This window comes from Aeromonas sp. 600276 (assembly GCF_049175815.1).
Lineage (GTDB): Bacteria > Pseudomonadota > Gammaproteobacteria > Enterobacterales > Aeromonadaceae > Aeromonas > Aeromonas dhakensis.
Genome location: NZ_JAAKVU010000027.1, coordinates 20,424 through 45,684, shown reverse-complemented (window position 1 = coordinate 45,684; position 25,261 = coordinate 20,424). Strand labels below are relative to the sequence as shown.

Here is a 25,261-nt window from a genome sequence, read left to right as displayed (position 1 = left end):
GCCGTTGAGCTGCGTTTTGGCAGACAACCTTATTGAGTGATGACCCCGTCGGGAGTACCAATCACCACCACGTCTGCACCGCGGTGGGCAAACAGACCGTTGGTGACGGTGCCTACCATGATGCCGTTGAGCTGCGTTTTGGCAGACAACCTTATTGAGTGATGACCCCGTCGGGAGTACCAATCACCACCACGTCTGCCCCGCGGTGGGCAAACAGACCGTTGGTGACGGTGCCTACGATGGCGTTGAGCTGCACTTCCAGCCCCTTGGCATCGGTGATGGCCATGCCTTTCACGTCCAGGATGTGGTTGCCGTTGTCGGTGACCACCCCTTCACGCCAGACCGGGTTGCCGCCGAGTTTCTTGATCTCGCGGGCCACGTATTCGCGGGCCATGGGGATCACTTCTACCGGCAGCGGGAAGGTGCCGAGCACGTCGACCGTCTTGGTGTTGTCGATGATGCAGATGAACTTGTCGGCCACGGCGGCGACGATCTTCTCGCGGGTCAGGGCCGCGCCGCCGCCCTTGATCATGTCGCGGGTGCCGTTGATCTCGTCGGCACCGTCCACGTAGACGGAGAGGGCGTCGATCTCGTTGAGGTCATACACAGGGATGCCGAAGCCCTTGAGGCGTTCGGTGGAGGCCACGGAGCTGGATACCGCTCCCTTGATCTCGTCCTTCATGGTCGCCAGTGCATCGATGAAGTGGTTGACGGTAGAGCCGGTGCCTACCCCGACGATGGTGCCGGGAACCACATACTTGAGCGCAGCCCAACCGGCCGCCTTCTTCATTTCATCTTGAGTCATGATCGATCCTTTGGAAAAAAGCGGCCGCATTATATCCAAGCCGCCCCTCCAGAGCGACCACCCAGCTCACGTTCCGAGCCAAAAACCCGCAAGATGTAAATCGTTTGCCTGTTTATTGCGCCATGTCATTGCGTCATGGCTGTGTCAGCAAGAGCCGATCAGTGCGGCAAGGGCGCTTCTGGCCTCAGTCGGGAAAGTGCCAGCAGCGGCTGGGGGTGATGATCTGGGGCAGCGGTACGTCCCACTCCTCCTGCGGCACCGCGTCTACCTGCTGGCAGTCGTGGGCAATCCCCAGCGGCTTGGGGCCGAGCCTGTGTTCGTGCCAGCAGGCGAGGGTGCGATCGTAGTAGCCACCGCCCATGCCGAGCCGGTTGCCTGCCGCGTCGAACGCCACCAGCGGCGTGCAAATCAGATCGAGGGTGCTGTGGGGCACCACCTGCTGCATGTCGAGCTCAGGTTCGGCGATGCCGTAACGGTTGCGGGTCATGGGACTGGTAGCGGTGTAGCGCAAGAAGAGCAGGTGGCCCGGGGTGAAGGGGTGCAACACCGGCAGATAGACCTCTTTTTGCTGGGCCCACAGCCAGTGGATGGCGGGCAGGGGGTTGAGCTCGCCGTCGTTGGCCAGATAGAGGGCGATACGTTTGGCCGCCAGGATCTCGGGATGCTGCTTGAACTGGGCAACCAGCTGCTGGGCCGCCTGCTGCTGCTCGGCCTGGGTCAGGCTCTTTCTGCGCTGACGGATGAGCTGGCGCAGGGATTGTCTTTCAGGCTGGGTATCCGGCATGGGGGCTCCTCTGATGAACGGGCGACGGGGCGATACGTGGATCGCACTGGCAGGCGATCACCTTAACAAGGCCGCGCCGGGTTGAACAGCGCGGCTCGGCCGCCGGGTGGGACCCGGCGGCCGCACTATCAGGCGTGGGCGGCTTTGCGCATCTGGTGCTTGACGAACACCGCCACCAGGGCGGCCAGCGCCAGCGCCATGGGGTAGAAGCTCATGCTCACCACCGCCAGCGGCGAGAGGGCGAAGATGGAGCCCAGCAGCAGCGCCTGGGCGCCCCAGGGGATTAGCCCCTGCACCACGCAGGAGAAGATGTCGAGCATGGAGGCGGCGCGGCGCGGGGTGACCCCGTGGTGATCCGCCAGATCCTTGGCCACCTTGCTGGCGACTATGATGGCCACCGTGTTGTTGGCGGTGCAGAGGTTGGTGAGGCCCACCACCCCGGCGATGCCGAGCTCGGCCGCCTTCTCGTTCTGCTCGCCGTCGTGCTGACGGGTGAAGCGGGCGATGAGGGCGCTGATGCGGGTGCTGATCCAGGCCAGTCCCCCCTGGCGCTCCATCAGGGCGCCGAGGCCGCCGATCAGCATGGAGAGCAGGAAGATCTCCTGCATGCCGGTGAAGCCCTGATAGATGTCCTTGCTGAACTGGCCGAGGGGGTAATCCCCCAGCAGACCGACCCCGCCAGCGGCCACAATGCCGAGCCCCAGTACCATGAATACGTTCATGCCAGAGAGGGCCAGCACCAGAATCAGCAGGTAGGGCATCACCTTGAGCAGCTCGATATGGGCCTCGGTGGCGGGGGCATCCCCGACCGACCCCAGGGTCAGATAGAGCAGGATCACCCCGATGGCGGCCGGGGCGGCAATCTTGAAGTTCTCGCGAAACTTGTCCTTCATCTCGCAGCCCTGGCTGCGGGTGGCCGCAATGGTGGTGTCGGAGATGATGGAGAGGTTGTCGCCAAACATGGCGCCGGAGAGGATGGTACCCGCCATCAGCACAGGATCGATGCCGGCGGCCTGAGCCACGCCCAGCGCTACCGGTGCCACGGCGCCTATGGTGCCCATGGAGGTGCCCATGGCGGTGGCGATGAAGGCGGAGATGAGGAACAGCCCAGGCAGCAGGAACCAGCCGGGGATGAGGGAGAGGCCGAGTGCGACCGTGGCATCCACCCCGCCGGTGGCCTTGGCCACGGTGGCGAAGGCGCCTGCCAGCAGATAGATGAGGCACATCGCCATGATGTTGCTGTCACCGACCCCCTTGAAGAAGGTCTCGAGGTTCTTGTTGAACCCCTCCTTGCCCAGTACCAGCGCCAGCATGACGGCGGGGAGGGCGGCGACGGGGGCGGGCAGCTGATAGAAGGCGAACTCGACCCCCTGCAGGGTCAGCCAGGTGCCGGTACCGATAAAGAGAGCAAGAAAGACCAGCAGAGGCAGCAGGGCTCTGGCGCTGGGTTGAGTCTGGATCATGTGTTCCTCGATGGTTGTACATGACCTCCCTGTCTCAGCCAGCCCGCAGTGGGGTGAGCGTGGCGGGCATCCTGCCGCTATGGGGTGCCTACAGTAGTGAGTCGCGCCCGCCCGGTCAAGATAGACGTCCAGATGGATGCTGCTTTTTGTCTGGTGATTTTGTTGAATTGATTAAATCCGTGAAATATTCGGATTTCAGTAAATATGTTGTTGATTTTTCGGGTGGCCAACGATGGCCACGGCGGGCTTTTCAAAGCGGGCGCAGGCTGGTAAAACGGTCTCTTTCCTTAATAGAGATGAGAGGGTGGAGATGGACAATCCGATCCGTGTGGCCGTGATGGGCTGTAATGGTCGTATGGGCAAGGTGCTGCTGGAAGCGATCAGCCATGCCGAGGGCGTGGTGGTCGGGGCGGCGCTGGAGCGACCGGGCTCCGCCGTGATCGGGCTGGATGCCGGCGAACTCAACGGGCTGGGTCGGCTCGGCGTCATCATCAGCGACAGCTTGGACAAGGTACGGGACGAGTTTGATCTCATCATCGACTTCACCCGCCCCGAGGTGACCCTGGCCAACCTGGCTTTCGCCCGGGCCCACCACAAGCAGATGGTGATCGGCACCACCGGCTTTGACGACGCGGGCAAGGCAGCGCTCCAGGCTGCCGCCGGCGAGATCGGCATCGTCTTCGCCTCCAACTACTCGGTGGGCGTCAACCTGGTGTTCAAGCTGCTGGAGCAGGCCGCCAAGGTGATGGGGGATTACACCGACATCGAGATCATCGAGGGGCACCACAGACACAAGGTGGATGCACCGTCCGGCACCGCGCTCTCCATGGGCGAGGTGGTGGCCAAGACGCTGGGACGCGATTTGAAAGAGTGCGCCGTTTACGGCCGCGAGGGGATCACCGGCGAGCGGGATCGCAACACCATCGGCTTTGCCACCATTCGCGCCGGCGATCTGGTGGGGGAGCACACCGTCATGTTTGCCGACATCGGCGAGCGGGTGGAGATCAGCCACAAGGCCTCCAGCCGCCTCACCTTCGCCAACGGTGCGGTGCGCGCCGGCAAGTGGCTTAAGGGGCAGGACGCCGGCCTCTATGACATGCAGGACGTGCTCGGCCTCAAGTAACCACATCCACTGACATCACGGCACCCGTGGTGTGCACGAAGGGCTGCCCGGCCCGTCGTCTGCTCAAGACCCCGCTCATGCGGGGTTTTTTATTGGTGATTTTGTATAAATGCCGCTTACATGGTGATTTTTGCACGAAACGAGATAAATCTACCCTCTCTGCTGTTTTACCGGATCCTGCATTGCATGAATGTCATCGACTGGTAACGAAAATGGGCCTCAATAGCCCCTACCAGGGCATTTTTTTACATCCACCAAAACAGACTAAAAATTCAAACACGGAAAAACGTTTTCCATTTTTCAAGGCCACTCATCCTCCCTAAAAAAGCTGATTGCAGGCGTTGAGATTTTTTATGTGAAACTTCATTGCATTGTTTTTTAAGGATTAAAAATTGGTTTTTGTATCAATGCTGGTCTCTTGGTCTGGATTGGTAGCAACTTTTGCCTTTTCTTTTCAGGGAGGGGCTTGCAAAGCAATGAAGTGCATAGATAATGGGTAATGTTGCTTGTTTATTGAATTTAGATGCATTTCGAATGAGAAAAGACGTTGAAATGCGATCGTTTTTAAGTAGAATGCGCCCAATTTGCCAGAAATCTGCCGGGTTCGAGTCCTGTCCAAGGCCGGAACCGAGCCCGCAACACCCAGGTAAATTGCTGAATTTAAAGCTAAATAACTGGAGGTTGTCTTGAATCACACTGCATTGCTAGTGCTGGAAGATGGAACTGTGTTCAAAGGCGTGTCGATAGGCGCCGAGGGATGTTCCGTTGGTGAAGTGGTTTTCAATACGTCGATGACGGGCTATCAGGAAATCCTCACCGATCCCTCTTATTCCCGTCAGATAGTCACCCTCACTTACCCCCATATAGGCAACACCGGCACCAACAGCGAAGATGAAGAGTCCAGTCAAATCCACGCTCAGGGATTGATCATCCGGGACCTTCCGATACTTGCCTCCAATTTCCGCAATCAGCAATCCCTCTCCGATTACCTCAAGTCCCACAACATCGTTGGCATCGCCGACATCGACACCCGCAAACTGACCCGCATCCTGCGCGAGAAAGGCGCTCAGGCCGGCTGCATCCTGGCGGGTAAGCAGATAGATGAAGGGTTTGCCCTCGAACAGGCGCGCGCCTTCCCCGGTCTGAAGGGGATGGACCTGGCCAAAGAGGTCACGGTTGGCGAGGCGTACAACTGGACCGAAGGCAGCTGGCAGCTTGGCAAGGGGCACGTTACCCCGGATGCCGACCAGCTCAAATACCACGTGGTCGCCTATGACTTTGGCGTCAAGCGCAACATCCTGCGCATGCTGGTGGACCGCGGCTGCCGCCTGACCGTGGTGCCGGCCAAGACCCCGGCAGCCGAGGTACTGGCGCTGAACCCGGATGGCATCTTCCTCTCCAACGGCCCAGGTGACCCCGAGCCGTGCGACTACGCCATCGAGGCCATCAAGACCTTCCTTGATACCAACACCCCGGTGTTTGGCATCTGCCTGGGTCACCAGCTGCTGGGTCTCGCCTCCGGTGCCAAGACCGTCAAGATGAAGTTCGGCCACCACGGTGCCAACCACCCGGTGAAGAGCCTGGACGACAACACCGTCATGATCACCGCCCAGAACCACGGCTTCGCGGTGGACGAGAACAGCCTGCCGGAGTGCCTGCGCGCCACCCACGTCTCCCTGTTCGATGGGTCCCTGCAAGGCATTCATCGCACCGACCGTCCGGCCTTCAGCTTCCAGGGTCACCCTGAGGCGAGCCCGGGCCCGCACGACTGTGCCGGTCTGTTCGACCACTTCATTGAATTGATTAAGCAGTATCGCGCCTAAGAGGATAAAGAGAGCCATGCCAAAACGTAACGACCTTCAGAGCATCCTGATCCTCGGCGCCGGCCCCATCGTCATCGGCCAGGCCTGCGAATTCGACTACTCCGGCGCCCAGGCGTGCAAGGCCCTGCGCGAGGAGGGCTACCGCGTCATCCTGGTGAACTCCAACCCGGCCACCATCATGACCGACCCGGAGATGGCCGACGCCACCTACATCGAGCCCATCACCTGGGAAGTGGTGCGCGAGATCATCAAGAAAGAGCGCCCGGACGCCATCCTGCCCACCATGGGCGGCCAGACCGCACTGAACTGCGCGCTGGATCTGGAGAAGCACGGCGTGCTGGCCGAATTCGGTGTCGAGATGATCGGTGCCACCGCCGACGCCATCGACAAGGCCGAAGACCGCTCCCGCTTTGACAAGGCGATGCGCAGCATTGGCCTGGAGTGCCCGCGCGCCGGCATCGCCCACAACATGGAAGAAGCCTGGAAAGTGCAGGCCGAAGTGGGCTTCCCCTGCATCATCCGTCCCTCCTTCACCATGGGCGGCTCCGGTGGCGGCATCGCCTACAACACCGAAGAGTTCGTCGAGATCTGCGAGCGCGGCCTGGACTTGTCGCCGACCAAGGAGCTGCTCATCGACGAGTCGCTGATCGGCTGGAAAGAGTACGAGATGGAAGTGGTGCGGGATCGCAACGACAACTGCATCATCGTCTGCGCCATCGAGAACTTCGACCCCATGGGCATCCACACCGGTGACTCCATCACGGTCGCGCCAGCCCAGACGCTGACCGACAAGGAGTACCAGATCATGCGCAACGCCTCCATGGCGGTGCTGCGCGAGATCGGCGTCGAGACCGGCGGTTCCAACGTCCAGTTCGGCATCAACCCCAAAGATGGCCGCATGGTCATCATTGAGATGAACCCGCGGGTCTCCCGCTCCTCCGCACTGGCCTCCAAGGCGACCGGCTTCCCCATCGCCAAGATCGCCGCCAAGCTCGCCATCGGTTACACCCTGGACGAGCTGATGAACGATATCACCGGCGGTCGCACTCCGGCCTCTTTCGAGCCGGCCATCGACTACGTGGTCACCAAGGTGCCGCGCTTCAACTTCGAGAAGTTTGCCGGCGCCAACGACCGTCTGACCACTCAGATGAAGTCCGTCGGTGAAGTGATGGCCATCGGCCGCAACTTCCAGGAGTCCCTGCACAAGGCCCTGCGTGGCCTCGAGACCGGCAAGACCGGCTTCGACCCCATGCTGGATCTCAACGCCCCTGACGCCCTGACCCGCATCCGCCACGAGCTGCAGGATGCCGGTAGCGACCGTATCTTCTACATCGCTGACGCCTTCCGCGCCGGTCTCTCCATGGACGGCGTGTTCCGCCTGACCAAGATTGACCCCTGGTTCCTGGTGCAGATTGAAGAGCTGGTGAAGCTGGAAGAGCAGGTGAAAGAGCGCGGCATGGCGGGCCTTGATGCCGACTTCCTGCGCAGCCTTAAGCGCAAGGGCTTCGCCGATGCGCGTCTGGCCAAGATCCTCGGCGTGGCCGAAGGTGAAGTGCGTAAATTGCGCGCCCGCCACAACATCTTCCCGGTCTACAAGCGGGTCGATACCTGCGCGGCCGAGTTCGCCACCAACACCGCCTACATGTACTCCAGCTATGACGAGGAGTGCGAGGCCAACCCCACCAACCGCGACAAGATCATGGTCATCGGTGGCGGCCCGAACCGTATCGGCCAGGGTATCGAGTTTGACTACTGCTGCGTACACGCGGCGCTGGCCCTGCGCGAAGACGGTTACGAGACCATCATGGTCAACTGCAACCCGGAAACCGTCTCCACCGACTACGACACCTCGGACCGCCTCTACTTCGAACCGGTCACCCTGGAAGACGTGCTGGAGATCGTGCGGGTCGAGCAGCCCAAGGGCGTCATCGTCCAGTACGGCGGCCAGACTCCGCTCAAGCTTGCGCGAGCATTGGAAGCCAATGGCGTGCCGGTCATCGGTACCAGCCCCGATGCCATCGACCGCGCCGAAGACCGCGAGCGCTTCCAGTCCGCCGTCGAGCGCCTCGGCCTCAAGCAGCCGGAGAACGGCACCGTCACCGCGCTGGAGCAGGCGGTGCTGACCGCCGAGCGCATCACCTACCCGCTGGTGGTTCGTCCCTCCTACGTGCTGGGTGGCCGCGCCATGGAGATCGTCTATGACGAGCAGGACCTGCGTCGCTACTTCGCCGAGGCGGTGAGCGTCTCCAACGAATCGCCGGTGCTGCTGGACCGCTTCTTGGACGACGCCACCGAGGTGGACGTGGACGCCATCTGCGACGGCGTGGATGTGGTCATCGGCGGCATCATGGAGCACATCGAACAGGCCGGTATCCACTCCGGTGACTCCGCCTGCTCCCTGCCGCCCTACACCTTGTCCAAGGCCATTCAGGACGAGATGCGCGAGCAGGTACGCAAACTGGCGCTGGAGCTTGGCGTAGTGGGCCTGATGAACGTGCAGTTCGCGGTGAAAGACAACGAGATCTACCTCATCGAGGTGAACCCCCGTGCCGCCCGTACCGTGCCGTTCGTCTCCAAGGCCACCGGTGCCCCGCTGGCCAAGATCGCCGCCCGCGTCATGGCCGGCCAGAGCCTGAAAGAACAGGGCTTCACCAGCGAGATCATCCCGCCCTACTACTCGGTGAAAGAGGTAGTGCTGCCGTTCGCCAAGTTCCCGGGTGTCGACCCGCTGCTGGGACCGGAGATGCGCTCTACCGGTGAAGTGATGGGTGTGGGCAGCAGCTTTGCCGAGGCGTATGCCAAGGCGCAGCTGGGCGCCGGTCACCAGGTGCCGCGCGAAGGTCGCGCCCTGCTCTCCGTGCGCCACAGCGACAAGGAGCGGGTGGTGAATCTGGCCGCCAAGCTGCTGGAGCTGGGCTATGACCTCGACGCTACTCACGGCACTGCGGTGACCCTGGGTGAGGCGAGCATCAACCCGCGCCTGGTGAACAAGGTACACGAGGGCCGTCCGCACATTCTGGACCGCATCAAGAATGGCGAGTACACCTACATCGTGAACACCGCCGAGGGCCGCCGCGCCATCGAGGACTCCAAGCAGCTGCGCCGTGGCGCCCTGCAGCACAAGGTGGCTTACACCACCACGCTGCACGCGGCGTTCGCCACCTGCATGGCCATCACAGTCGATGCTACCGCCAACGTGAGCTCGGTGCAGGAGCTGCACCAGAAGGTCGAGAGCCAGCTGAAGAGCCGCTAAGAGCGCGTGATGAAGGAGGGACGCCTCCTTCGTGACCCGATAAAACCCCGCCAGCGATGGCGGGGTTTTTTATTGGCCGAAGGCTGCGGGGCAGAGGGGAAAATGCCTGGTCAGGGAACCTGAGGGAGATAGTCACTCAATAATCAGATAAAACATCACAATGATTGTGCAATAGATGTATTTCACAGCGCTCTTTGCAATCTCTCACCTGCGTCGCCTCTCTATACTGGGTTCTCGTCACAGGAGTCAACGGATCAGATCGTCTGCGCCTGCCGATGCAGGGGCGAACAGATCGGGCCCGCAGCCTTATCGGGTTGTGCGGCCGGCCCTTCTTACCGGGAAGGGCCACAGGATACCGGGCGTGGGGTTACCGCCTCGCGACTCGTCAGGGCCGGCGTTACCGCGCCGCCCCGCTTCCCTCTCTTCGTCCCTCTGTCAGCCGCCAGTCAGCCGTTCGTCTATCAGCCAAGGGAATCAGAATATGAGCTTCGATCATCGCAAATACCGCCGTGCCCCCGTCATCAATCTGGCGGATCGCCAGTGGCCCAACCGGGTGCTGGAGCGGGCGCCGCTCTGGTGCGCCGTGGATCTGCGCGACGGCAACCAGGCGCTGGTCGAGCCCATGACGGTGGCCCAGAAGCTGCAGATGTGGGCGCTGATGGTGCACATCGGCTTCAAGCACATCGAGGTGGGCTTCCCTGCCGCCTCCCAGCCCGATTTCGACTTCGTACGCGAACTTATCGACCGCAACCTGATTCCGGACGATGTCACCATCCAGGTGCTGGTGCAGGCGCGCGAAGATCTCATCGCCCGCACCTTCGAGGCCCTCAAGGGGGCGAAGCGGGCCATCGTGCACGTCTACAACTCGGTCAACCCGACCCAGCGCAACTATGTGTTCAACACAGGTCGCGACGGGGTCAAGGCCATCGCCGTGCAGGGGGCGCGCTGGGTGCGGGAGTATGCGGCCCGCAATCCGGGCACCGAGTGGAGCTTTCAGTACTCGCCGGAGAGCTTCAGCAGCACCGAGGTGGAGTTTGCCGTCGAGGTGTGTGACGCCGTCATCGATGAGTGGCGCAGCGCAGCCCGCCCCATGATCCTGAACCTGCCCGCCACGGTGGAGGTGAGCACCCCCAACGTGTTTGCGGATCAGGTGGAGTGGTTCTGCCGCAATTTGAAGGCGCGCCCCGAGGTGAGTATCTCCATCCATACCCACAACGATCGGGGTTGCGGGGTGGCCGCCGCCGAGCTGGCGGTGCTGGCGGGGGCGGATCGCATCGAGGGCACCCTGCTCGGCAACGGTGAACGTACCGGCAACATGGACATCGTCACCATGGCCATGAACCTCTACAGCCAGGGGATCAACCCCGAGCTCAACCTCTCCGACATGGATGCCATCGTCGCCACCGTGGGGGCCTGTACCCAGATTGCCCTGCATCCGCGCCACCCCTATGCCGGCGAGCTGGTCTACACCGCGTTTTCCGGCAGTCACCAGGATGCCATCCGCAAGTCTCTCGCGGCAGAAAAGCCGGATCACTACTGGGACGTGGCTTACCTGCCCATCGATCCGGCCGATCTCGGTCGCAGTTACGAGGCGGTGATCCGCATCAACAGTCAGTCCGGCAAGGGGGGCGTCACCTACCTGCTGGAGCGCGACCTTGGTCTGCAACTGCCACGCTGGCTGCAAATTGACTTCAGCCGCCGGGTTCAGGCCGAGGCCGAGGCTTGCAGCAGCGAAATCAGCCCGGAGCAGATCCGCTCCCTGTTCGAGCGCCACTACCTCGAGCCTGCCCACGGCTATCGCATCGGTCGCTTCCAGCTTGGTCGCGACAGCCAGGAGAGTTTGCGCCTGGAGCTGCAGACCCCGACCGGCTCGCTGCAGCTCAGTGGTGAAGGGGAGGGGGCCATCACGGCCCTGGTCAACGGCTGGCAGCGTCAGACCGGGATGCACATCGACGTGCTGGATTATTCCGAGCATGCCCTCACCGCCGGTACCGAGTCCCGCGCGGCGGCCTATGTGCTGCTGAGCGTCGATGGGACCCGCACCTGCGGGGTAGCCATCGGCCGCGACGTGGTCAGCGCCTCCCTGCAGGCGGTGATCAATGGCGCCGCCCAGATAGAGGCGCTGCGCCAGAGCGCCTGAGCCAGCACGCTTCTTCGCCAATAAAAAACGCCACTGCAAGGTGGCGTTTTTTATGGCTGCCAGGCTCAATCGGCCATCGCATTACGCCCGCGCGGGCGCGGCAGGGTGCGCCACAGCTTGAGTGCGGTGACCAGGAAGGGGCGCAGGATGAGCGCGCTCAGGTGGCTGTAGCGCTCGTTGTCCCTGGGACCGACCCCGAAAGAGAGTGGCTCGGGTTGGCTGTTGGTCACATAGAGGGTGCCGAACCACCAGTCCCAGAGCGAGAGGTTGGTGCCGAAGTTGTGGTTGAAGTGGCGGGGATCACGGCTGTGGTGGATCTGGTGCTGGGCCGGGCTGTTGAAGACATGTTCGAGCCGCGGGCCAAACGAGAGCCAGACATGGGTGTGGCGCAGGTTGGCAGCCAGGGAGTTAAACAGCAGCACCAGGTAGCTCACCCCGAACAGGGTGTAGGGGCGCACGGTGCCGCCACACAGCCAGTGGAAGGCGCCGGCGTAGAGGGCAAGACAGCTCCCCTTGGCCAGCATCTCGCACAGCTTCTCCACCAGATGGATGCGGCTCGCTGTCGGCGGCACCATGACGGTCGCGCTGTGGTGTACCTTGTGAAACTCCCAGAGCCAGCGACTGTGGAAGGCGCGGTGCAGCCAGTAATGCACCAGATCGCTGATGAGAAAGACGCCCAGACCGTAGAGCATCATCAGCCAGCTCGCCTCGGCCAGCCGGGGACGCTCCCCCCACAGCCGGGTCAGGGCAGACTGGACATCCTCAGCCTGCAGCAGCCAGGGGTGGAGCAGGGCCAGGATCGGCAGGATCAGCGCCACATGGAGCAGCGCCCGCACCAGATAGTATTGGTAGTCGAGCAGAGCCGAGGGGTGCAGCCAGACGGCCCGGCCCCCGAGGAAACTGCTAAAGCTGCGGGCGCCGGGATCTCCCTGGCGGCGTCGATAGCGATAGAGCAGGTAGGCGATCGTGCCCGAGATCAGCAAGAAGGGGACACCCAGGCGCCCATTGAAATCGAGCAATCCGGTGAGGCAGTGCCAGAGCGGCGTGATCAGCCACCGCTGCACGGGGTCAAAGAGAAGGGTCAGTCTGTCCATGGGGTCTATACCGTGAGCGTCCGGGCGGCGGCATTCTAAATGTAAATCACTCTCGATAAAAGCTTATCAATGGGCCTTTGTCATCCTGGTTTGTGAGGGGATGACGGCAGGGGCTGTCAGGCACAATAGAACGCCGCGGCCATCAGGCTTTAGCCTTGTGGATCAATCCTCTACAATGAGCGACCATTTGCTCGCCTGATACAGGTCGGGCACAGTCTCTGTACCGGATGCCTTGATGATCATGTCTCTATTCTCTCCTTCTGTGGTCGTGCGCGGGTTGCCGCTGCTCGTCACCTTGCTGCTCGCCGGTTGTGCCAGCGAGCCGCCCGCACCGGCCACGCCGTCGACCTCGGGGACCCCGGCGGGGCGTCCCATTCCCAAGGCGATGCAGCCACAGAAACCGGCCGACATGAAGAGCCGCATCGTCACCTTCCTGCCGCGCAATGTGGTGGACAAGCCGGGCTGGGCCAACGACGTGGTGACGGCGCTCACCAGCCAGGGGCTGACGGTGAGCGATCACAACGTCTGTACCGTGCTGGCGGTGGCCGAGCAGGAGGCCACCTACCAGGCTGACCCCGTGGTGCCGGGCCTTGGCAAGATAGCCTGGAAGGAGATCAACGCCCGCGCCGGCAAGCTGCTGATCCCTGAGTTTGTGGTGCGCACCGCGCTCTCCATCAAATCCCCCACCGGCAAAACCTACGCCGAGCGCATCGACAAGTTGCGTAACGAGCGGGAGATGAGCGAGATCTTTGAAGACATGATCGGGGAGGTGCCGATGGGCAAGCAGCTCTTTGGCAACATGAACCCGGTGCGTACCGGCGGCCCTATGCAGGTGAGCGTCGCCTTTGCCGAGGCCAACACCCGCGGCTACCCCTATCCGGTCAAGGATTCCATTCGCCACGAGGTGTTCACCCGCCGCGGTGGCATCTGGTTTGGCACCAAGCACATCTTCGGCTACCCGGCCGACTACCCCGACACCCTCTATCGCTTCGCCGACTTCAATGCGGGCTGGTACGCGAGCCGCAATGCCGCCTTCCAGGCCGCAGTGAGCCGGCTGAGTGGCAAGACCCTGGCGCTGGACGGGGATCTCATTCGCTACGACTCCGATCTGCCGGGCAAGACCGAGCTCGCGGTTCATGCCATCGCCGGCCAGCTCAGCATGAGCAAGCAGGCCATCCACCAGAGCCTCAAGCTCGGCGATACTGCTGAATTTGGCCAGAGCGACCTCTATCATCGCGTGTTCACGCTGGCAGACCAGAAAGCGGGCAAACGGCTGCCGCGCGCCATCCTGCCCGGCATCCAGCTGAAAAGCCCCAAGATCACCCGCAACCTCACCACCGCCTGGTTTGCCAAGCGGGTGGATGAGCGCGAACAGCGCTGCGTGCAGAAGATGGCGACGATCCGCTGATACCTTTCAACAACAAAGGCGGCCAATTGGCCGCCTTTGTCTTATGTAAATATCATGGTTTCAAGTTAACTCTTTAACCGCAACCAGTATCTTGTAATTGTTTTTCCACTCTCCTTCGATCGGGAGATCAGAAAAATCTAGTGCCTTACTATAGAGAAATGGGCCGCTATTTAGGCAGGTTGGCCAAGTATCGAAGATATCTTGTTTTCCTTTAGTTTCTGTCCAAACATCTGCCAGTACTACTGCATACCGCTGGCGCGGTATTGGGTTAATCAATCCCTTTTCAAGTAATAGAAGGGCTTCACTGGACTGCATTCGCTCAATGTCATGCCTGACACTATTAGTTTTTGATTGAGGTGCAGTAAAACGCTTAGCCTCAATAAGAAAAAGCTCAGTTTCAGTGAAAACAACTGCGTCCATATGTTTCTTTTCCGTGAGGCTGATTGGAGCCTCAAACCATGAGAAGCATGAACCTGGGTAAAGGCTTTCAAGTGCAGAAACAAAGTTGTTGGTGAGATTTCGTTCGGTGAAACCGGTAGAGCCATGTGCCGGGTAATAGTGAGAAAAAATAGTTGTATATCTGCTGTGCAAACGAGCCATGAGTTTATCTAAAAACACTTGCATGTTATTGCTCCATAAATGTACTGATGTGTCTAGACCAAGGGTGTTTAAGCTGTGACAGGGTGTAGACATAAAATAATCCCCTGCACAGATTCAATAATCTCTGGTCCGTTTAATGATTCGGTATAGTGTTCTCCGACATAGGGGACTGATTATCTAACAAAGTAATGTATCTGCATTTTGGAAACCTGCTGCATCCCCAAAACTGACTGCCCTTGTTTTCACCCCGAGTCGCGGTACGCAAGACCATTGTGTTGCCACATCTGGGGCAAAGTGGAGATGGACTGTCCAGTGGCGATGCGTCCTGTGATGGTAGGCTTGTGACTGATTGCCTGACAGGGGTATGGGTGGACACAGTTTTGAAGGATGGGTTGGCATGGCGCGCCTTGAGCTGGGTGACATGCTGTCTGTGGGTCTGCCAGTTGGCGGCCAGTCGTCCTCGCTGGATTGTGTCGATAACCCGGGTTACTTCGGTAGGTGTCAAAACCGGTGTGGTGTTGCCTTTGATATAACGAATGAGCCCGCGGTTCATCACGTTGTCTGGCACAGGGGTTTTGAAAGTGCAGTCGCCGATAAAGAAGATGACGGAGTGAAGCTGGTGATCCGCCAGCCCAAGCAGGGATCTGAGGGTCATCACATGCAGATAGTTCTGGCGCAGGGGATTTTGAAAACAGTGCCTGCGGCGATAGATCTGCTGGGTCCAGCTTTTATGGGCAGGATTGCCGAATATCCACCCCTTTATGTTTTTGGTCTCTATCACGAAAACCCCGAAGCGTGACACCAGCACATGGTCGATTTGGGTCGTGCCCTGCGGGGTGGGCAGGGTTACGTCCTTGAGCAGGTGATATTCCTGCTTGTCGAGAAAGAGACGGAGGCTGAGATTGATAAACCACTCCCCGATCATCCCCTTGAACCAGGGTGTTTTGATCAGGGTGGCAATCAACAGCACTGGCAGAAGAAACCAGAGCTGAGTCAGCAGCGGCGCTATGGCAGCAGTGATATCCATGTGATTTAGCCTTCACAGACCTGGGTCAAGGATGTGTCTCGATGGGGATGATGCTGCGGCATTTGGGATAGCTGGGGCAGCCCCAGAAGCTGTTGCCCTTGGTATCTCCCCGTTTGCTGGTCCTCAGTACCATGGTTGTACCGCATTTGGGACAAACCGGTGCCGGACCTGCATGGGCGGCCACGGTGTCCTGCTGGTCACTGTCGCTTGTGACGCGCTCCAACGTGATGCGCACCTCTTCGCTCACCCGGATAATGCGCTGGGCTTCATCGTAGGCATCGCGGTACAGGTCGCTGTCTTCCGAACGCTGGATCAATACCCCCATCTCGTTGTTATTCACCTGGCTGAACTCATAGAGATTCAGGCTGGTGATGATGCACATCTCTTCATTGAGGTAGCACTTGGCATGGAGGTTCTTGCAAAAGCTGGTGCGGATATAGGTGAGCTCCTTGAGCCAGCTGATCTCTTCCGGCTGAAGCTCACTTTTGCCATAGACGATCCGTACATCGATCTTGAGGCGGTTCTTGTCGGTCAGCAGCTCCTTGATCCTGTCATTGAGCTTGAGGAAGGGGCTGATCAGGATCAGTCGCTCCTTGGCGTCCTTGATCAGTTCTTCAAGAAAGTAATTGGTTGCACTGGTATTGAGGAACTTGGCCATGGTGATGTCCTTGTCGATCTCTTCCGTCTGGGAAGCCCCTGATGTCCATAGTTGCCGAAGCAGGTAGGGGCGTTCTCTTTTTATACAGGGTCATCTGGCAATGTTAAATCACTCAATGATGAAAAAGTGCGAGCGGGATCAAGCGGTTGGTAGTGACAGCCTGGCGTAGGGAGCCGCGTTGAGGGAGGCCCCCTGTGCTATGCGATGAAAACTGGTTAGGATTGCCACCTTTTTGTAAAGCAAGTGAGGGTTGCCTGCTGGCAACCCGTTTACCTTGTGCCAAGGCAATACCATATGAACCGGGAAGGAAGTCATCATGACAAACGCCATACTCTTTAGCCTGCTGCTCGCTGGCTCTGCCGCGAGTGCGACGGAATTGACCGTGCAGCCACTGTCAGCGCAAAGCCGTTACATCGAGATCCCTGCCCAGGGTGGCCCCGTGTGGCAGTTCGAAAGAGGGGGGGAGCGGGTGAAGGTGACACGCGACAGTCAGGACGCGGGTGTCTACCATATCACCATCTTGCAGCTGGGCAAGAGTGGCGAGCGGCGCGAGCTCAGCAACCAGGTCTTCCTCTCTCCGGGGCCGGCAAAAGTGATAGGCGGTGTGTCTGATAGCCAGCGGGGCATGACGGTCTATTTGGTGTCCCTGGCCGCCACCTTTGACGAGGAAGGCGGCACAACGCCCTGAGCCAGCGGCGCAGGCAAATAAATGAAGGGTTGGCCTAGAAACTCATCGCCAGCCCGACGCCGTAGCCGCTGGTGTTGTGGCTGAACATATAGCGGGCCACCAGCCGGGTGCGGGTGACGAAGATATCGTACTTGCTGCTGTCGAGCTCCAGCCCGAGGCCGAGGGAGTTGAGGGAGTTGAAGCCGAGCAGGCCGCGCTGCTCGCCCAGGTATTCGGTACGGGCCCCCTCCAGCACGTAGCGCACGGGTTTGCCCAGCAGCGTCAGACTGCCGATGGGGGCGCGGCGGCGCAGATAGAGGCCGAGGTTTTCGGCGTTGGCCTGGCCGGTCACGCTGGCGGCGGTGCCACCAAAACTCTGCAGGTGCTGATAGGAGTAGCGCAGCTCGGCGTCGATGTCCTGAGCGGGGGAGAAGAGCTCGTAGTCCAGCATCATGGCACCGCCGAGGCCATAGACGTCGAGCCGGCCGCCATCGAGAAAGTCGAGGTTCTTGCCGGTGTACTGACCCAGCAGCCAGTTGCCGATGCGCAGATCGCTCGCCACCGTGCCGAGGGTGACGTTGCCGATGGGGCGCAGCACCAGGTTGCCGCCGTGTCTGTCCCGGTGCAGCCCTATGTCCCAGCCGATCCCGCCGGTGGCCGTCAGGCTGTTCCACTTGGTGGGGAGGGTGCGGCTCTCGCTGCCGTTGCTGATCACGAACTGGGGGTCGTAGCGGCTGAATCCCAGGGTTCCTTCCAGATAAACCGGCACGCTCTCGCTCATGGTGGCGCCGCCGCCGACCTGGGTCATGTTGAGGGCCGAGGATTGATTGGTGCCGCTGCCGATGTTGATGTTGCTGGCGGTGATGTCGGGCACCACGGTAAAGGTCATCAGGGAGACCACCGCATTGGCGCGTTGTTGCACCCGCGACTCCTCCTCGGCCATGGCCGGCTGGCCGAGGCCAAGCAGCGGGGTGAGCAGCAGGGCGCTGCGCAGCGGGTGAACGAGTGGTATGAGCATGGCGGGCTCCGTGACGCCTCTTGCGCTGAGGCACGGTTACACTGTAGCGATTTTTGGCTGGCTTGGCAGCTCATATGCCGAGTCGAATGAACCTTTCCAGGCGACGTTTTATCCCCGCGGCGAAGGGTTGAGCACTCTGGCGAGGTTTTTCGCACACAAGGCGGATGGCGAGGCAAAATCCATTAAACTCAATGGGTCACCTGTTCGGGAGTGTGGGTAAAGATGAAGATCAGCCGCAAGATTACGCTGACCATAGTGCTGACGCTGCTGCTGTTGCTGGGGGTCGGCTATGTCGGCCTCCATTATGTGGTGGGCAACAAGTTCGGCGAGCTGGAGCGCCTGAGCGTGGAGCGCAACCGCGAGCGGGTCAGGGCCGTGGTGCAGGCCGAACTGGATCAGCTCACCATCCTGGGGCAGGACTGGTCCGAGTGGGATGACACTTACGCCTACATGGCGAGCCGGGATCCCGCCTATCTGGCGGCCAACCTCAACGCCCGCACCTTCGAGACCCTGGCGGTGGATCTGGTGGCTCTTTATGACGCCGACAAGCAGCCGCAGGTGGCCTTTGCCTATCACGGCGGCAAGCTGCTGGCGCAGACGCCGGACGAGCTCGCGCCGCTCACCGACTATCTGGTGCGCTACGGCAGCCTCAAGCCCAATGGCGGCATCTGGTTCGACGGGGAGCGCTACTACCTGCTGGCCGCTACCCAGATCCTGACCAGCGAGGGGGAGGGGCCGAGCCGCGGCACCCTGCTGCTGCTCAAGGCTTTCAATACCCGGCTGGTTCATCAGCTGCAAAAGCGCACCAATCTGTCGCTCTCGTTTCTCAGTCCGCAGCAGCTGGCCACCAGCCTGGGGGTCACCACCCTGGCCAGGCTCAGGGCCAATGACAGCCTGATCCTGCCGCAGGAGGAGCGGCTGCTCACCCTGGCCCAGATCGATACCCTGCGAGAGGAAGATCCCCTGATCTTTCGCTTCACCCTGCCACGGGATCTGATGCTGGAGGGCAAGGCCGTCGAGCGGCGCATCTTCTGGCTGCTGAGCCTGGGGGTACTGCTGTTTGGTGGCCTGGTGCTGCTGATCCTCAACGGCTATATCGCCGCCCGCCTACAACGGTTGAGTGCCAATCTGCGGCTCATCGGCGAGGACGGCGCGGTGCGCCGCCTGCTGGTGGAGGGCAGTGACGAGATCTCCCAGGTGGCCGTCGACTGCAATCGGATGCTCGATCATCTCGACAGTCTGCGCCAGCAGCAGGCCGACAGCGAAGCCCGCCAGAAGTTGCAGCACGGCGCCCTCATTCACCTGGCCAAAAGCGATCTGCTGACCGGCGAGGATCCGGGCCAGGCCGCCCGTCACATCAACGAGGCGATCTGCGCCGGCACTGGGGCGGTGCGGGCCAGCGTCTGGTTCAGCGCCGAAGACAGGCAATCCATGTACTGCCAGGATCTCTTCTTCCTGCCCAAGCTCCACCATCAGCAGGGGTTTCACCTGCCCTATGCGCTGATCCAGGGGCGCTACGAATCCTCCAAGCCCGAGCACGAACCCTGCCTCATCCTGCGCGAGCCCTACGATCTGACCCGCTTTGGCGCCATGCTGGCCCAGCTCGGGCTGGAGGGGCTCTCTGGCACCATCCTGATGGCGCCCCTCAAGCATGGGGATGAGCTGCTCGGTTTCATCATCGCCGAGCGGGCTAGGCTGGAGGAGGTCTGGCACCCGGACGAGCTCGCCTTCGTGCTGTCGGTGTGCGATCTCTCGGCTCAGACCCTGCTCACCCTCACCAAGCTGCAGCGGCTCAAATACAGCTGAGTGGCTGGATGGCCGGGGCCCGCACGACAGATGCGGGCCTCATTTTTTTAGGGCCTGCAGCCGATTATCTCGTCTATCCGTGACCTGTATTAATTTCTTGTTCACTTGGCCGGGTGTATAACGGGCCACCCTCAGGGAAGAGAGGGGTTGGCGACAGGGGAGGGTCTGCCGCACCGGAGGCCGTCGGGCCACCTCATGAAGTTGATGGGAGTCACCAGATGCAGGAGATGCTGCTTGCCATATGGCAACAGGACTTTGACCAATTGATCCAGATGCAGGCCGTGGGTCTGCTCGTCACCTGCCTGGTGGTGATCCTGTTTCTCGAATCGAGTTTCGTGTTCCTGCCCCTGCCCGGTGACAGCCTGGTGCTGCTGGCCGGCGGCCTGGTGGGCATGGGGGTGCTCGGCCCCGAGGTGACGCTGCTCTACATGCCGCTTGCCGCCGGGCTTGGCAGCCTCATCGCCTACGTGCAGGGCCAGGCGCTGCACGGTACCTCCTTCATGGGCCACGTGGAGCGGATGATCCCGGATGGCAGCCTGCCACGGGCCTCGCGCCTGCTGCACAACTACGGCTTCTGGGCCATGTTCTCCTCCCGCTTTGTGCCGTTCGTGCGGGTGTTGACGCCCATGCTGATGGGGGTCTCGCGTCTGCATCTGCCACGGGTGATGATCGCCAGCTTCGCCAGCGCCTTCCTCTGGGCCCTGGTATTGAGCCTGGTGGGCAAGTTCGTGATGGCGACCCCGGTGTTCGCCCAGCACCACGAGCTGCTGACCAAGTGCCTGCTGGTGACCTCGCTCGGCCTCTTCATCATCGCCATGGCGGCCATCGCCATCCGTCTGCTCAAGCGACCGACCAACCGCATCCGCTAAGGGGGCAGGGGCCTTGCCCTCTGTTTCTCCCCTCTTCATGTCATGGCGCCGCCCCTTTTGGCTGGCCGGCGCCCTTCCAATCTGCAAGCAGGTACCTTATGTCATCCCCCGACACCCTGACCCTTCGTCCCCTCGAGCGCGAGGATCTCAAGTTCGTTCATCAGCTCAACAACAACGCCAGCATCATGCGCTACTGGTTCGAGGAGCCTTACGAGGCTTACATGGAGCTGGCCCAGCTCTATGACAAGCACATCCACGACCAGCACGAGCGCCGCTTCATCCTCGAGGTGGCGGGCAGCCAGGTGGGGCTGGTGGAGCTGGTGGACATTCGCAGCATCCATCGCCGTGCCGAATTCCAGATCATCATCGCCCCCGCCCATCAGGGGAAGGGGTATGCCAGGAGCGCGACCCTCAAGGCGATGACGTACGCCTTCAACGTGCTCAACCTGCACAAGCTCTATCTCATCGTCGATCGGGACAACGCCCGGGCCATCCACATCTATCAGGCGCTGGGATTCGAGCCGGAAGGGGAGCTCAAAGAGGAGTTTTTCATCGATGGCCACTACCGCACCGCCATCCGCATGTGCCTGTTCCAGCGCGATTTCCAGGTCAGAAACGGGCGGGGAGGCTAAGCTGGAGCCAGCCCGGACCGGCCCATGGGGGGCGATCCGGGACGCCGTGAAAAGGAACGTTTTTGAGGCAGAATTTGCGCCGCCTATCTGTTACACTTCGCGCCCGCCATTTTCCGGCCACTCTCTGACTTGATGTCAGGCACAGCCGTCGGTGGTCATAGCCGACTTCTTGCTCATGCCGAGCCAACCAGGCCAGCCACAGTCCCGCTGGAACACAGGAACCCATTATGAGATTTGAATCGTTCGATTTTGCCCCCGAGATTTTGCGCGCCATCTCAGAGTGCGGTTATCAGGAGATGACCCCTGTGCAGAGCCAGGCCATCCCGGCCGTGCGCCGTGGCCGTGACCTGCTGGCCAGCGCCCAGACCGGCACCGGCAAGACCGCCGCCTTCGCCCTGCCGATCCTGCAGCGACTGGTGGACAATCCGGCGCCGGTGCAGCCTTCCAACGCCCGGGTGCTGATCCTGACCCCGACCCGCGAGCTGGCGGCCCAGGTGGCGAGCAACATCAATGACTTCGCCAAGTATCTGGATATCACCACCCTCACCATCGTGGGTGGCGGCAAGCAGGACGTGCAGGCCAAGCGGTTGAAAGCGGGCGCTCACATTATCGTGGCGACCCCGGGCCGTCTGCTCGAACACCTCACCGCCTGCAACCTGAGCCTCTCCGGGGTCGAGACCCTGGTGCTGGACGAAGCGGACCGCATCCTCGACATGGGCTTCAGCGCCGATGTGCAGAAGATCCTGCAGGCGGTCAACAAGACCCGCCAGAACCTGCTGTTCTCCGCCACCTTCTCCGAGGCAGTGAAGAAGCTCGCCAACCTGATGCTGGACAAGCCGCAGATCGTCAGCGTCAACAAGCAGAACTCCACTGCCGACACCGTCAGCCACACCGTCTACCCGGTGGAGCAGAAGCGCAAGCGCGAGCTGCTCTCCGAGCTCATCGGCAAGCAGAACTGGCAACAGGTACTGGTGTTCGCCAGCACCCGTGAGAGCTGCGACGAGCTGGTGGAAGAGCTGAACCTCGATGGCATCAAGTCCGCCGTGGTGCACGGCGACAAGGCTCAGGGCAGCCGTCGCCGCGCCCTGCGCGAGTTCAGCGAGGGCAAGCTGCGGGTGCTGGTGGCCACCGAAGTGGCCGCGCGCGGGCTGGATATTCCGGATCTTGCCTACGTGGTCAACTATGATCTGCCGTTCCTCGCCGAAGACTACGTGCACCGCATCGGCCGTACCGGCCGCGCCGGCAAGAGCGGCATGGCCATCTCCTTCGTCAGCCGCGAAGAAGAGCGCACCCTGCTGGAGATAGAAGCAGTGATCGGCCAGAAGATCCGCCGCATCATGGTGCCGGGCTACGAGGTAAGCAGCCGCGACGATCTGATCAAGCAGCTGCAGGAGCGTCGTCGTTTCGGCAAGCGCCCGCAGCGTGAAGACAACGCCGCCGCCCAGGCCATGGCCGAGTCCAAGCTGCAGGGCCAGCGCCTCAAGCGCCTGGCGGCCGCCAAGAAGCCGCGTCAGCCTAAATAAGGGCGCACGCTCTATTGAACCGCAAAGGCGCCACTGGCGCCTTTGCCTTCTCTGTCATCGGTGTTGACCCGTCGCGGTCAACTGAAGGATTGCTTATGACCTCTCCCACCTACAATCAGGCCCTGCTCGAGATGGCCAGTCAGAGCCTGGCAGAACTGGCCCGTACCGCCGAGCAGAAGTCTGGCAAGCGCACCCCGGCGCAAGAGAGCCACTTTCTCTGCAGCTGGATGGCGGAATCCCTCAAGGAGAAACGCTTCTCCCGCCTGGTGATGGAGGATTTGAAAGAGTGGGTGCAGCTGGGCCGCACCCTGGGGGCTGGCGCCGATCTCAAGGGGTTGCTTGAGCGGATCATTCGCCAGTATGAGCGGGCCACATGCGAACCGCTGCAGCTGGGGAGCAAGCTGGCGGCCCTGCTGGCCGAGCTCGCGGCCGAGGGTTGGTTAGTGATCACCGACAGCGAGGTGAGCGCCAAGCTGCGCCTGCAGTCGGGCGGTCAGCCGAGCCTCATCATCAGTGCCAGCGAATATCAGGGCCACATCGAGGCGGGTGAGCTGGTCAAGCCGCTCACCCTCTATGTGCGCGGCGACGAGGCCCGACTGGCGCAAGGCGCCTTCACCCACGGCCTGCTGCTGAGCCAGGGCAACAAGAAGACCACCCTGGTCAAGCACCACAAGGCCTACCGGCTGGTGCCGGGCAATGCGCAGCCGGCGCTGGCCCTGCTGGCGGGCCCCTGCAAAGAGTGAGTGCCATTTGTCTGAGACCCCGGCCCGGTGCCGGGGTTTTTTATGGACGCAATCCACCGGACAGAGAATGCAGAGAGGGGCAAGGGGGAGGGGCCGCGATTGTTGTCGCAGCAGCGAGGGATGCCCGACGTTCCCCCTATCCTGGGGGGCGTCACCCATATGGTGGGATGGTCGCGGAAAAAAACTGCTCTAGGGTGGTTGAGCCCCAAAGAGGGCCTTGAAGGAAGCAAACCGCCTGACAAGGCGACACTCAATGAATGAGGAAACATGATGAAAGCGACTCCCATTGCCCTGTTGCTGGCCGGCGTGCTGGCCTCTCCGCTCTGCGCCGCCGGGCTCGATGCCAAGCTCACCCTGGTGGATGGCAGCAGCGACGACGTGCGCGTCAACCTGACCCTGACCAACACCGGGGACAAGCCGGTTCGCCTGCTCAAGTGGCAACTGCCGGGCAGCGAGGATGCCCCCCTGTTTCTGGTGGAGCGGGACGGCCAGCAGGTCAGCTATGAGGGGGCCCTGATCAAGCGGGCTGCCCCGACCGACAAGGACTTCCAGCTGCTCAAGGCCGGCCAGAGCCTGACGGTGCAGGCTGAAGTCTCCGGTCTCTACGACATGAGCGCCCAGGGCCAGTACAGCATCCGCTACCTGCTGCCGACGCTGCCACAAGAGGCGAAAGCCGCCAAGGCCAAGCAGGCCCAGGCGAGCGAGTCCAATGCCGTGACCCTGTGGGTGGAAGGGGTGAGCGACGAACGGGTGCTGGCCAAGGCGGCTCCCCTGGTCGAGCCGCAGGCGGTGACCGCCTCGGTCAGTTTCAGCGGCCGCTGCACCAACACCCAGAAGAGCGACATCTTGGCGGCGCTGGATGCCGCCAGCGGCATCACCAACAACTCCAGCAGCTACCTGGCGGTGGACAAGCCGGATGGCCAGCGTTACCGCAGCTGGTTTGGCGCCTATGATGCGTCGCGCTGGGATCAGGCCGAGACCCACTTCAGCAAGATCAAGGATGCCATCGACAACAAGCCGCTCACCTTCGACTGTGGTTGCAAGCAGAGCTACTTTGCTTATGTCTATCCGGATCAGCCTTACAAGGTCTACCTGTGCAAGAGCTTCTGGACCGCACCGGTCAGCGGGACCGATTCCCGTGCCGGCACCATCGTTCACGAGCTGAGCCACTTCAATGTGGTGGCGGGCACCGACGATCTGGGTTACGGTCAGGCCAATGCCCGCAACCTGGCGAAGACGGATCCGGTCAAAGCGCTCAACAACGCCGACAACCACGAGTACTTCGCCGAGAACACGCCGAGCGAAAACTGATTTGCCGACCGGGGGCCGCAAGGCCCCTTTTTGTCCATGTCGTTTGTCACAGGAAGGAGCGACCATGATGACACTCTTGCTCACCACCCTGGCGCTGGCCCCCCTGCAGTGCGAGCTGTCGGTCAAGGCACAAAGCCGGGTCAACGAGCCGCTGCCGCTGGTGATGACCCTGACCAACCGGGGGGAGGGGCCGCTCGAGGTGCTGAGCTGGTTCACGCCGTTCGAAGGCTGGTTTGCCGATGCCATCGATCTTACCCTCGATGAACAGCCGCTGCCCTACAAGGGCCCGCTGGCCAAGCGGGGCAACCCGGGCGCCGAGGATTTCTTCCTGCTGGGGGCTGGTCAGCAGAGTCAGGCCGACGCGGATCTGACCCTGGTCTATGATCTCTCCCGGCCCGGCAGCTACCGGCTGAGTTACCGTGCCCAGCCGCTGACCCTGACCCGGGGCGTGGCCCCCCGCTGCCCCGTCATTCATTTCACCCGGCTGCCCGCCTCCTAGGGGCGGTCCCATCCT

The 25,261-nt window shown here is 61.5% G+C and carries 21 protein-coding genes and 1 pseudogene; 13 read left to right on the top strand and 9 right to left on the bottom strand.

The genetic code is table 11. From position 1 onward, the window contains the following. Positions 1–29: 29 nt before the first annotated feature. The 4 genes and pseudogenes from G5134_RS20080 to G5134_RS20065 all read right to left on the bottom strand — a co-directional run. Positions 30–116, bottom strand: a pseudogene (locus G5134_RS20080) (ribose 5-phosphate isomerase A); the annotation flags it as partial. Between the two features lie 35 nt (positions 117–151). Continuing rightward, entirely contained in the window at positions 152–805 is a 654-nt protein-coding gene (gene rpiA, locus G5134_RS20075) for a ribose-5-phosphate isomerase RpiA (RefSeq protein WP_017766696.1), read from the bottom strand. A gap of 184 nt (positions 806–989) precedes the next feature. Then, positions 990–1,589 carry a 5-formyltetrahydrofolate cyclo-ligase gene (locus tag G5134_RS20070; protein ID WP_005302612.1) on the bottom strand — a complete coding sequence of 200 codons (600 nt, stop codon included), beginning with the start codon at positions 1,587–1,589 and terminating at the stop codon, positions 990–992. 128 nt (positions 1,590–1,717) lie between these two features. Next, positions 1,718–3,052 (bottom strand): Na+/H+ antiporter NhaC family protein, encoded by a 1,335-nt coding sequence (locus tag G5134_RS20065; RefSeq protein ID WP_005302609.1) that lies wholly within the window; start codon positions 3,050–3,052, stop codon positions 1,718–1,720. Positions 3,053–3,362: 310 nt separating this feature from the next. On the opposite strand from G5134_RS20065, the gene dapB reads away from it, so the two are divergent. The 4 genes from dapB to leuA all read left to right on the top strand — a co-directional run bounded on the left by dapB (position 3,363) and on the right by leuA (position 11,391). Further along, positions 3,363–4,175, top strand: a complete 813-nt coding sequence (gene dapB, locus G5134_RS20060) for a 4-hydroxy-tetrahydrodipicolinate reductase (protein WP_017783110.1) — start codon at positions 3,363–3,365, stop codon at positions 4,173–4,175. A 686-nt stretch (positions 4,176–4,861) separates the two neighbouring features. Then, positions 4,862–5,998, top strand: a complete 1,137-nt coding sequence (carA, locus tag G5134_RS20055) for a glutamine-hydrolyzing carbamoyl-phosphate synthase small subunit (protein WP_017780751.1) — start codon at positions 4,862–4,864, stop codon at positions 5,996–5,998. A 16-nt stretch (positions 5,999–6,014) separates the two neighbouring features. Further along, on the top strand, positions 6,015–9,251 hold the full coding sequence (gene carB, locus G5134_RS20050) for a carbamoyl-phosphate synthase large subunit (protein WP_213343938.1): 3,237 nt from the start codon (positions 6,015–6,017) through the stop codon (positions 9,249–9,251). Between the two features lie 481 nt (positions 9,252–9,732). Then, positions 9,733–11,391 carry a 2-isopropylmalate synthase gene (leuA, locus tag G5134_RS20045; RefSeq protein ID WP_368160756.1) on the top strand — a complete coding sequence of 553 codons (1,659 nt, stop codon included), beginning with the start codon at positions 9,733–9,735 and terminating at the stop codon, positions 11,389–11,391. 65 nt (positions 11,392–11,456) lie between these two features. Here leuA and G5134_RS20040 read toward each other — a convergent pair whose 3' ends face one another. Beyond that, entirely contained in the window at positions 11,457–12,485 is a 1,029-nt protein-coding gene (locus G5134_RS20040; protein ID WP_010633551.1) for a sterol desaturase family protein, read from the bottom strand. Positions 12,486–12,720: 235 nt separating this feature from the next. Between G5134_RS20040 and G5134_RS20035 the strand changes: the two genes are divergently transcribed. Further along, on the top strand, positions 12,721–13,893 hold the full coding sequence (locus G5134_RS20035; RefSeq protein WP_421232153.1) for a DUF1615 domain-containing protein: 1,173 nt from the start codon (positions 12,721–12,723) through the stop codon (positions 13,891–13,893). 60 nt (positions 13,894–13,953) lie between these two features. Here the strand turns inward: G5134_RS20035 and G5134_RS20030 are convergent, their stop codons facing one another. The 3 genes from G5134_RS20030 to G5134_RS20020 form a co-directional block, all read right to left on the bottom strand. Next, on the bottom strand, positions 13,954–14,517 hold the full coding sequence (locus G5134_RS20030) for a hypothetical protein (protein WP_024943431.1): 564 nt from the start codon (positions 14,515–14,517) through the stop codon (positions 13,954–13,956). 109 nt (positions 14,518–14,626) lie between these two features. After that, positions 14,627–15,520, bottom strand: a complete 894-nt coding sequence (locus tag G5134_RS20025) for a nuclease-related domain-containing protein (RefSeq protein WP_065017824.1) — start codon at positions 15,518–15,520, stop codon at positions 14,627–14,629. Positions 15,521–15,545: 25 nt separating this feature from the next. After that, positions 15,546–16,178 (bottom strand): phospholipase D family protein, encoded by a 633-nt coding sequence (locus G5134_RS20020; RefSeq protein ID WP_017785942.1) that lies wholly within the window; start codon positions 16,176–16,178, stop codon positions 15,546–15,548. Between the two features lie 316 nt (positions 16,179–16,494). Here G5134_RS20020 and G5134_RS20015 point away from each other — a divergent pair, with 316 nt between their 5' ends. After that, positions 16,495–16,866: a hypothetical protein gene (locus G5134_RS20015; protein WP_065017823.1), complete on the top strand. Its 372-nt coding sequence runs from the start codon at positions 16,495–16,497 to the stop codon at positions 16,864–16,866. Between the two features lie 34 nt (positions 16,867–16,900). Here the strand turns inward: G5134_RS20015 and G5134_RS20010 are convergent, their stop codons facing one another. Next, positions 16,901–17,863, bottom strand: coding sequence for an autotransporter domain-containing protein (locus G5134_RS20010; RefSeq protein ID WP_010633558.1), 963 nt, complete (start codon positions 17,861–17,863; stop codon positions 16,901–16,903). A gap of 222 nt (positions 17,864–18,085) precedes the next feature. Here G5134_RS20010 and G5134_RS20005 point away from each other — a divergent pair, with 222 nt between their 5' ends. The 7 genes from G5134_RS20005 (at position 18,086) to G5134_RS19975 (ending at position 25,246) form a co-directional block, all read left to right on the top strand. Continuing rightward, positions 18,086–19,669: a CHASE4 domain-containing protein gene (locus tag G5134_RS20005; RefSeq protein WP_017785940.1), complete on the top strand. Its 1,584-nt coding sequence runs from the start codon at positions 18,086–18,088 to the stop codon at positions 19,667–19,669. Between the two features lie 218 nt (positions 19,670–19,887). Further along, the gene (locus G5134_RS20000; protein WP_005302578.1) at positions 19,888–20,538 is read left to right on the top strand and encodes a DedA family protein; all 651 of its coding nucleotides are present in this window, start codon (positions 19,888–19,890) and stop codon (positions 20,536–20,538) included. Positions 20,539–20,636: 98 nt separating this feature from the next. Next, the gene (speG, locus tag G5134_RS19995; RefSeq protein ID WP_017783097.1) at positions 20,637–21,170 is read left to right on the top strand and encodes a spermidine N1-acetyltransferase; all 534 of its coding nucleotides are present in this window, start codon (positions 20,637–20,639) and stop codon (positions 21,168–21,170) included. 227 nt (positions 21,171–21,397) lie between these two features. Then, positions 21,398–22,693: a DEAD/DEAH box helicase gene (locus G5134_RS19990; RefSeq protein ID WP_065017821.1), complete on the top strand. Its 1,296-nt coding sequence runs from the start codon at positions 21,398–21,400 to the stop codon at positions 22,691–22,693. A 95-nt stretch (positions 22,694–22,788) separates the two neighbouring features. Next, on the top strand, positions 22,789–23,436 hold the full coding sequence (locus G5134_RS19985; protein ID WP_065017820.1) for a DUF2913 family protein: 648 nt from the start codon (positions 22,789–22,791) through the stop codon (positions 23,434–23,436). Positions 23,437–23,703: 267 nt separating this feature from the next. Beyond that, on the top strand, positions 23,704–24,747 hold the full coding sequence (locus G5134_RS19980; protein WP_019840285.1) for a M35 family metallo-endopeptidase: 1,044 nt from the start codon (positions 23,704–23,706) through the stop codon (positions 24,745–24,747). A 64-nt stretch (positions 24,748–24,811) separates the two neighbouring features. Further along, entirely contained in the window at positions 24,812–25,246 is a 435-nt protein-coding gene (locus G5134_RS19975) for a hypothetical protein (RefSeq protein ID WP_005302566.1), read from the top strand. Positions 25,247–25,261 lie beyond the last annotated feature (15 nt).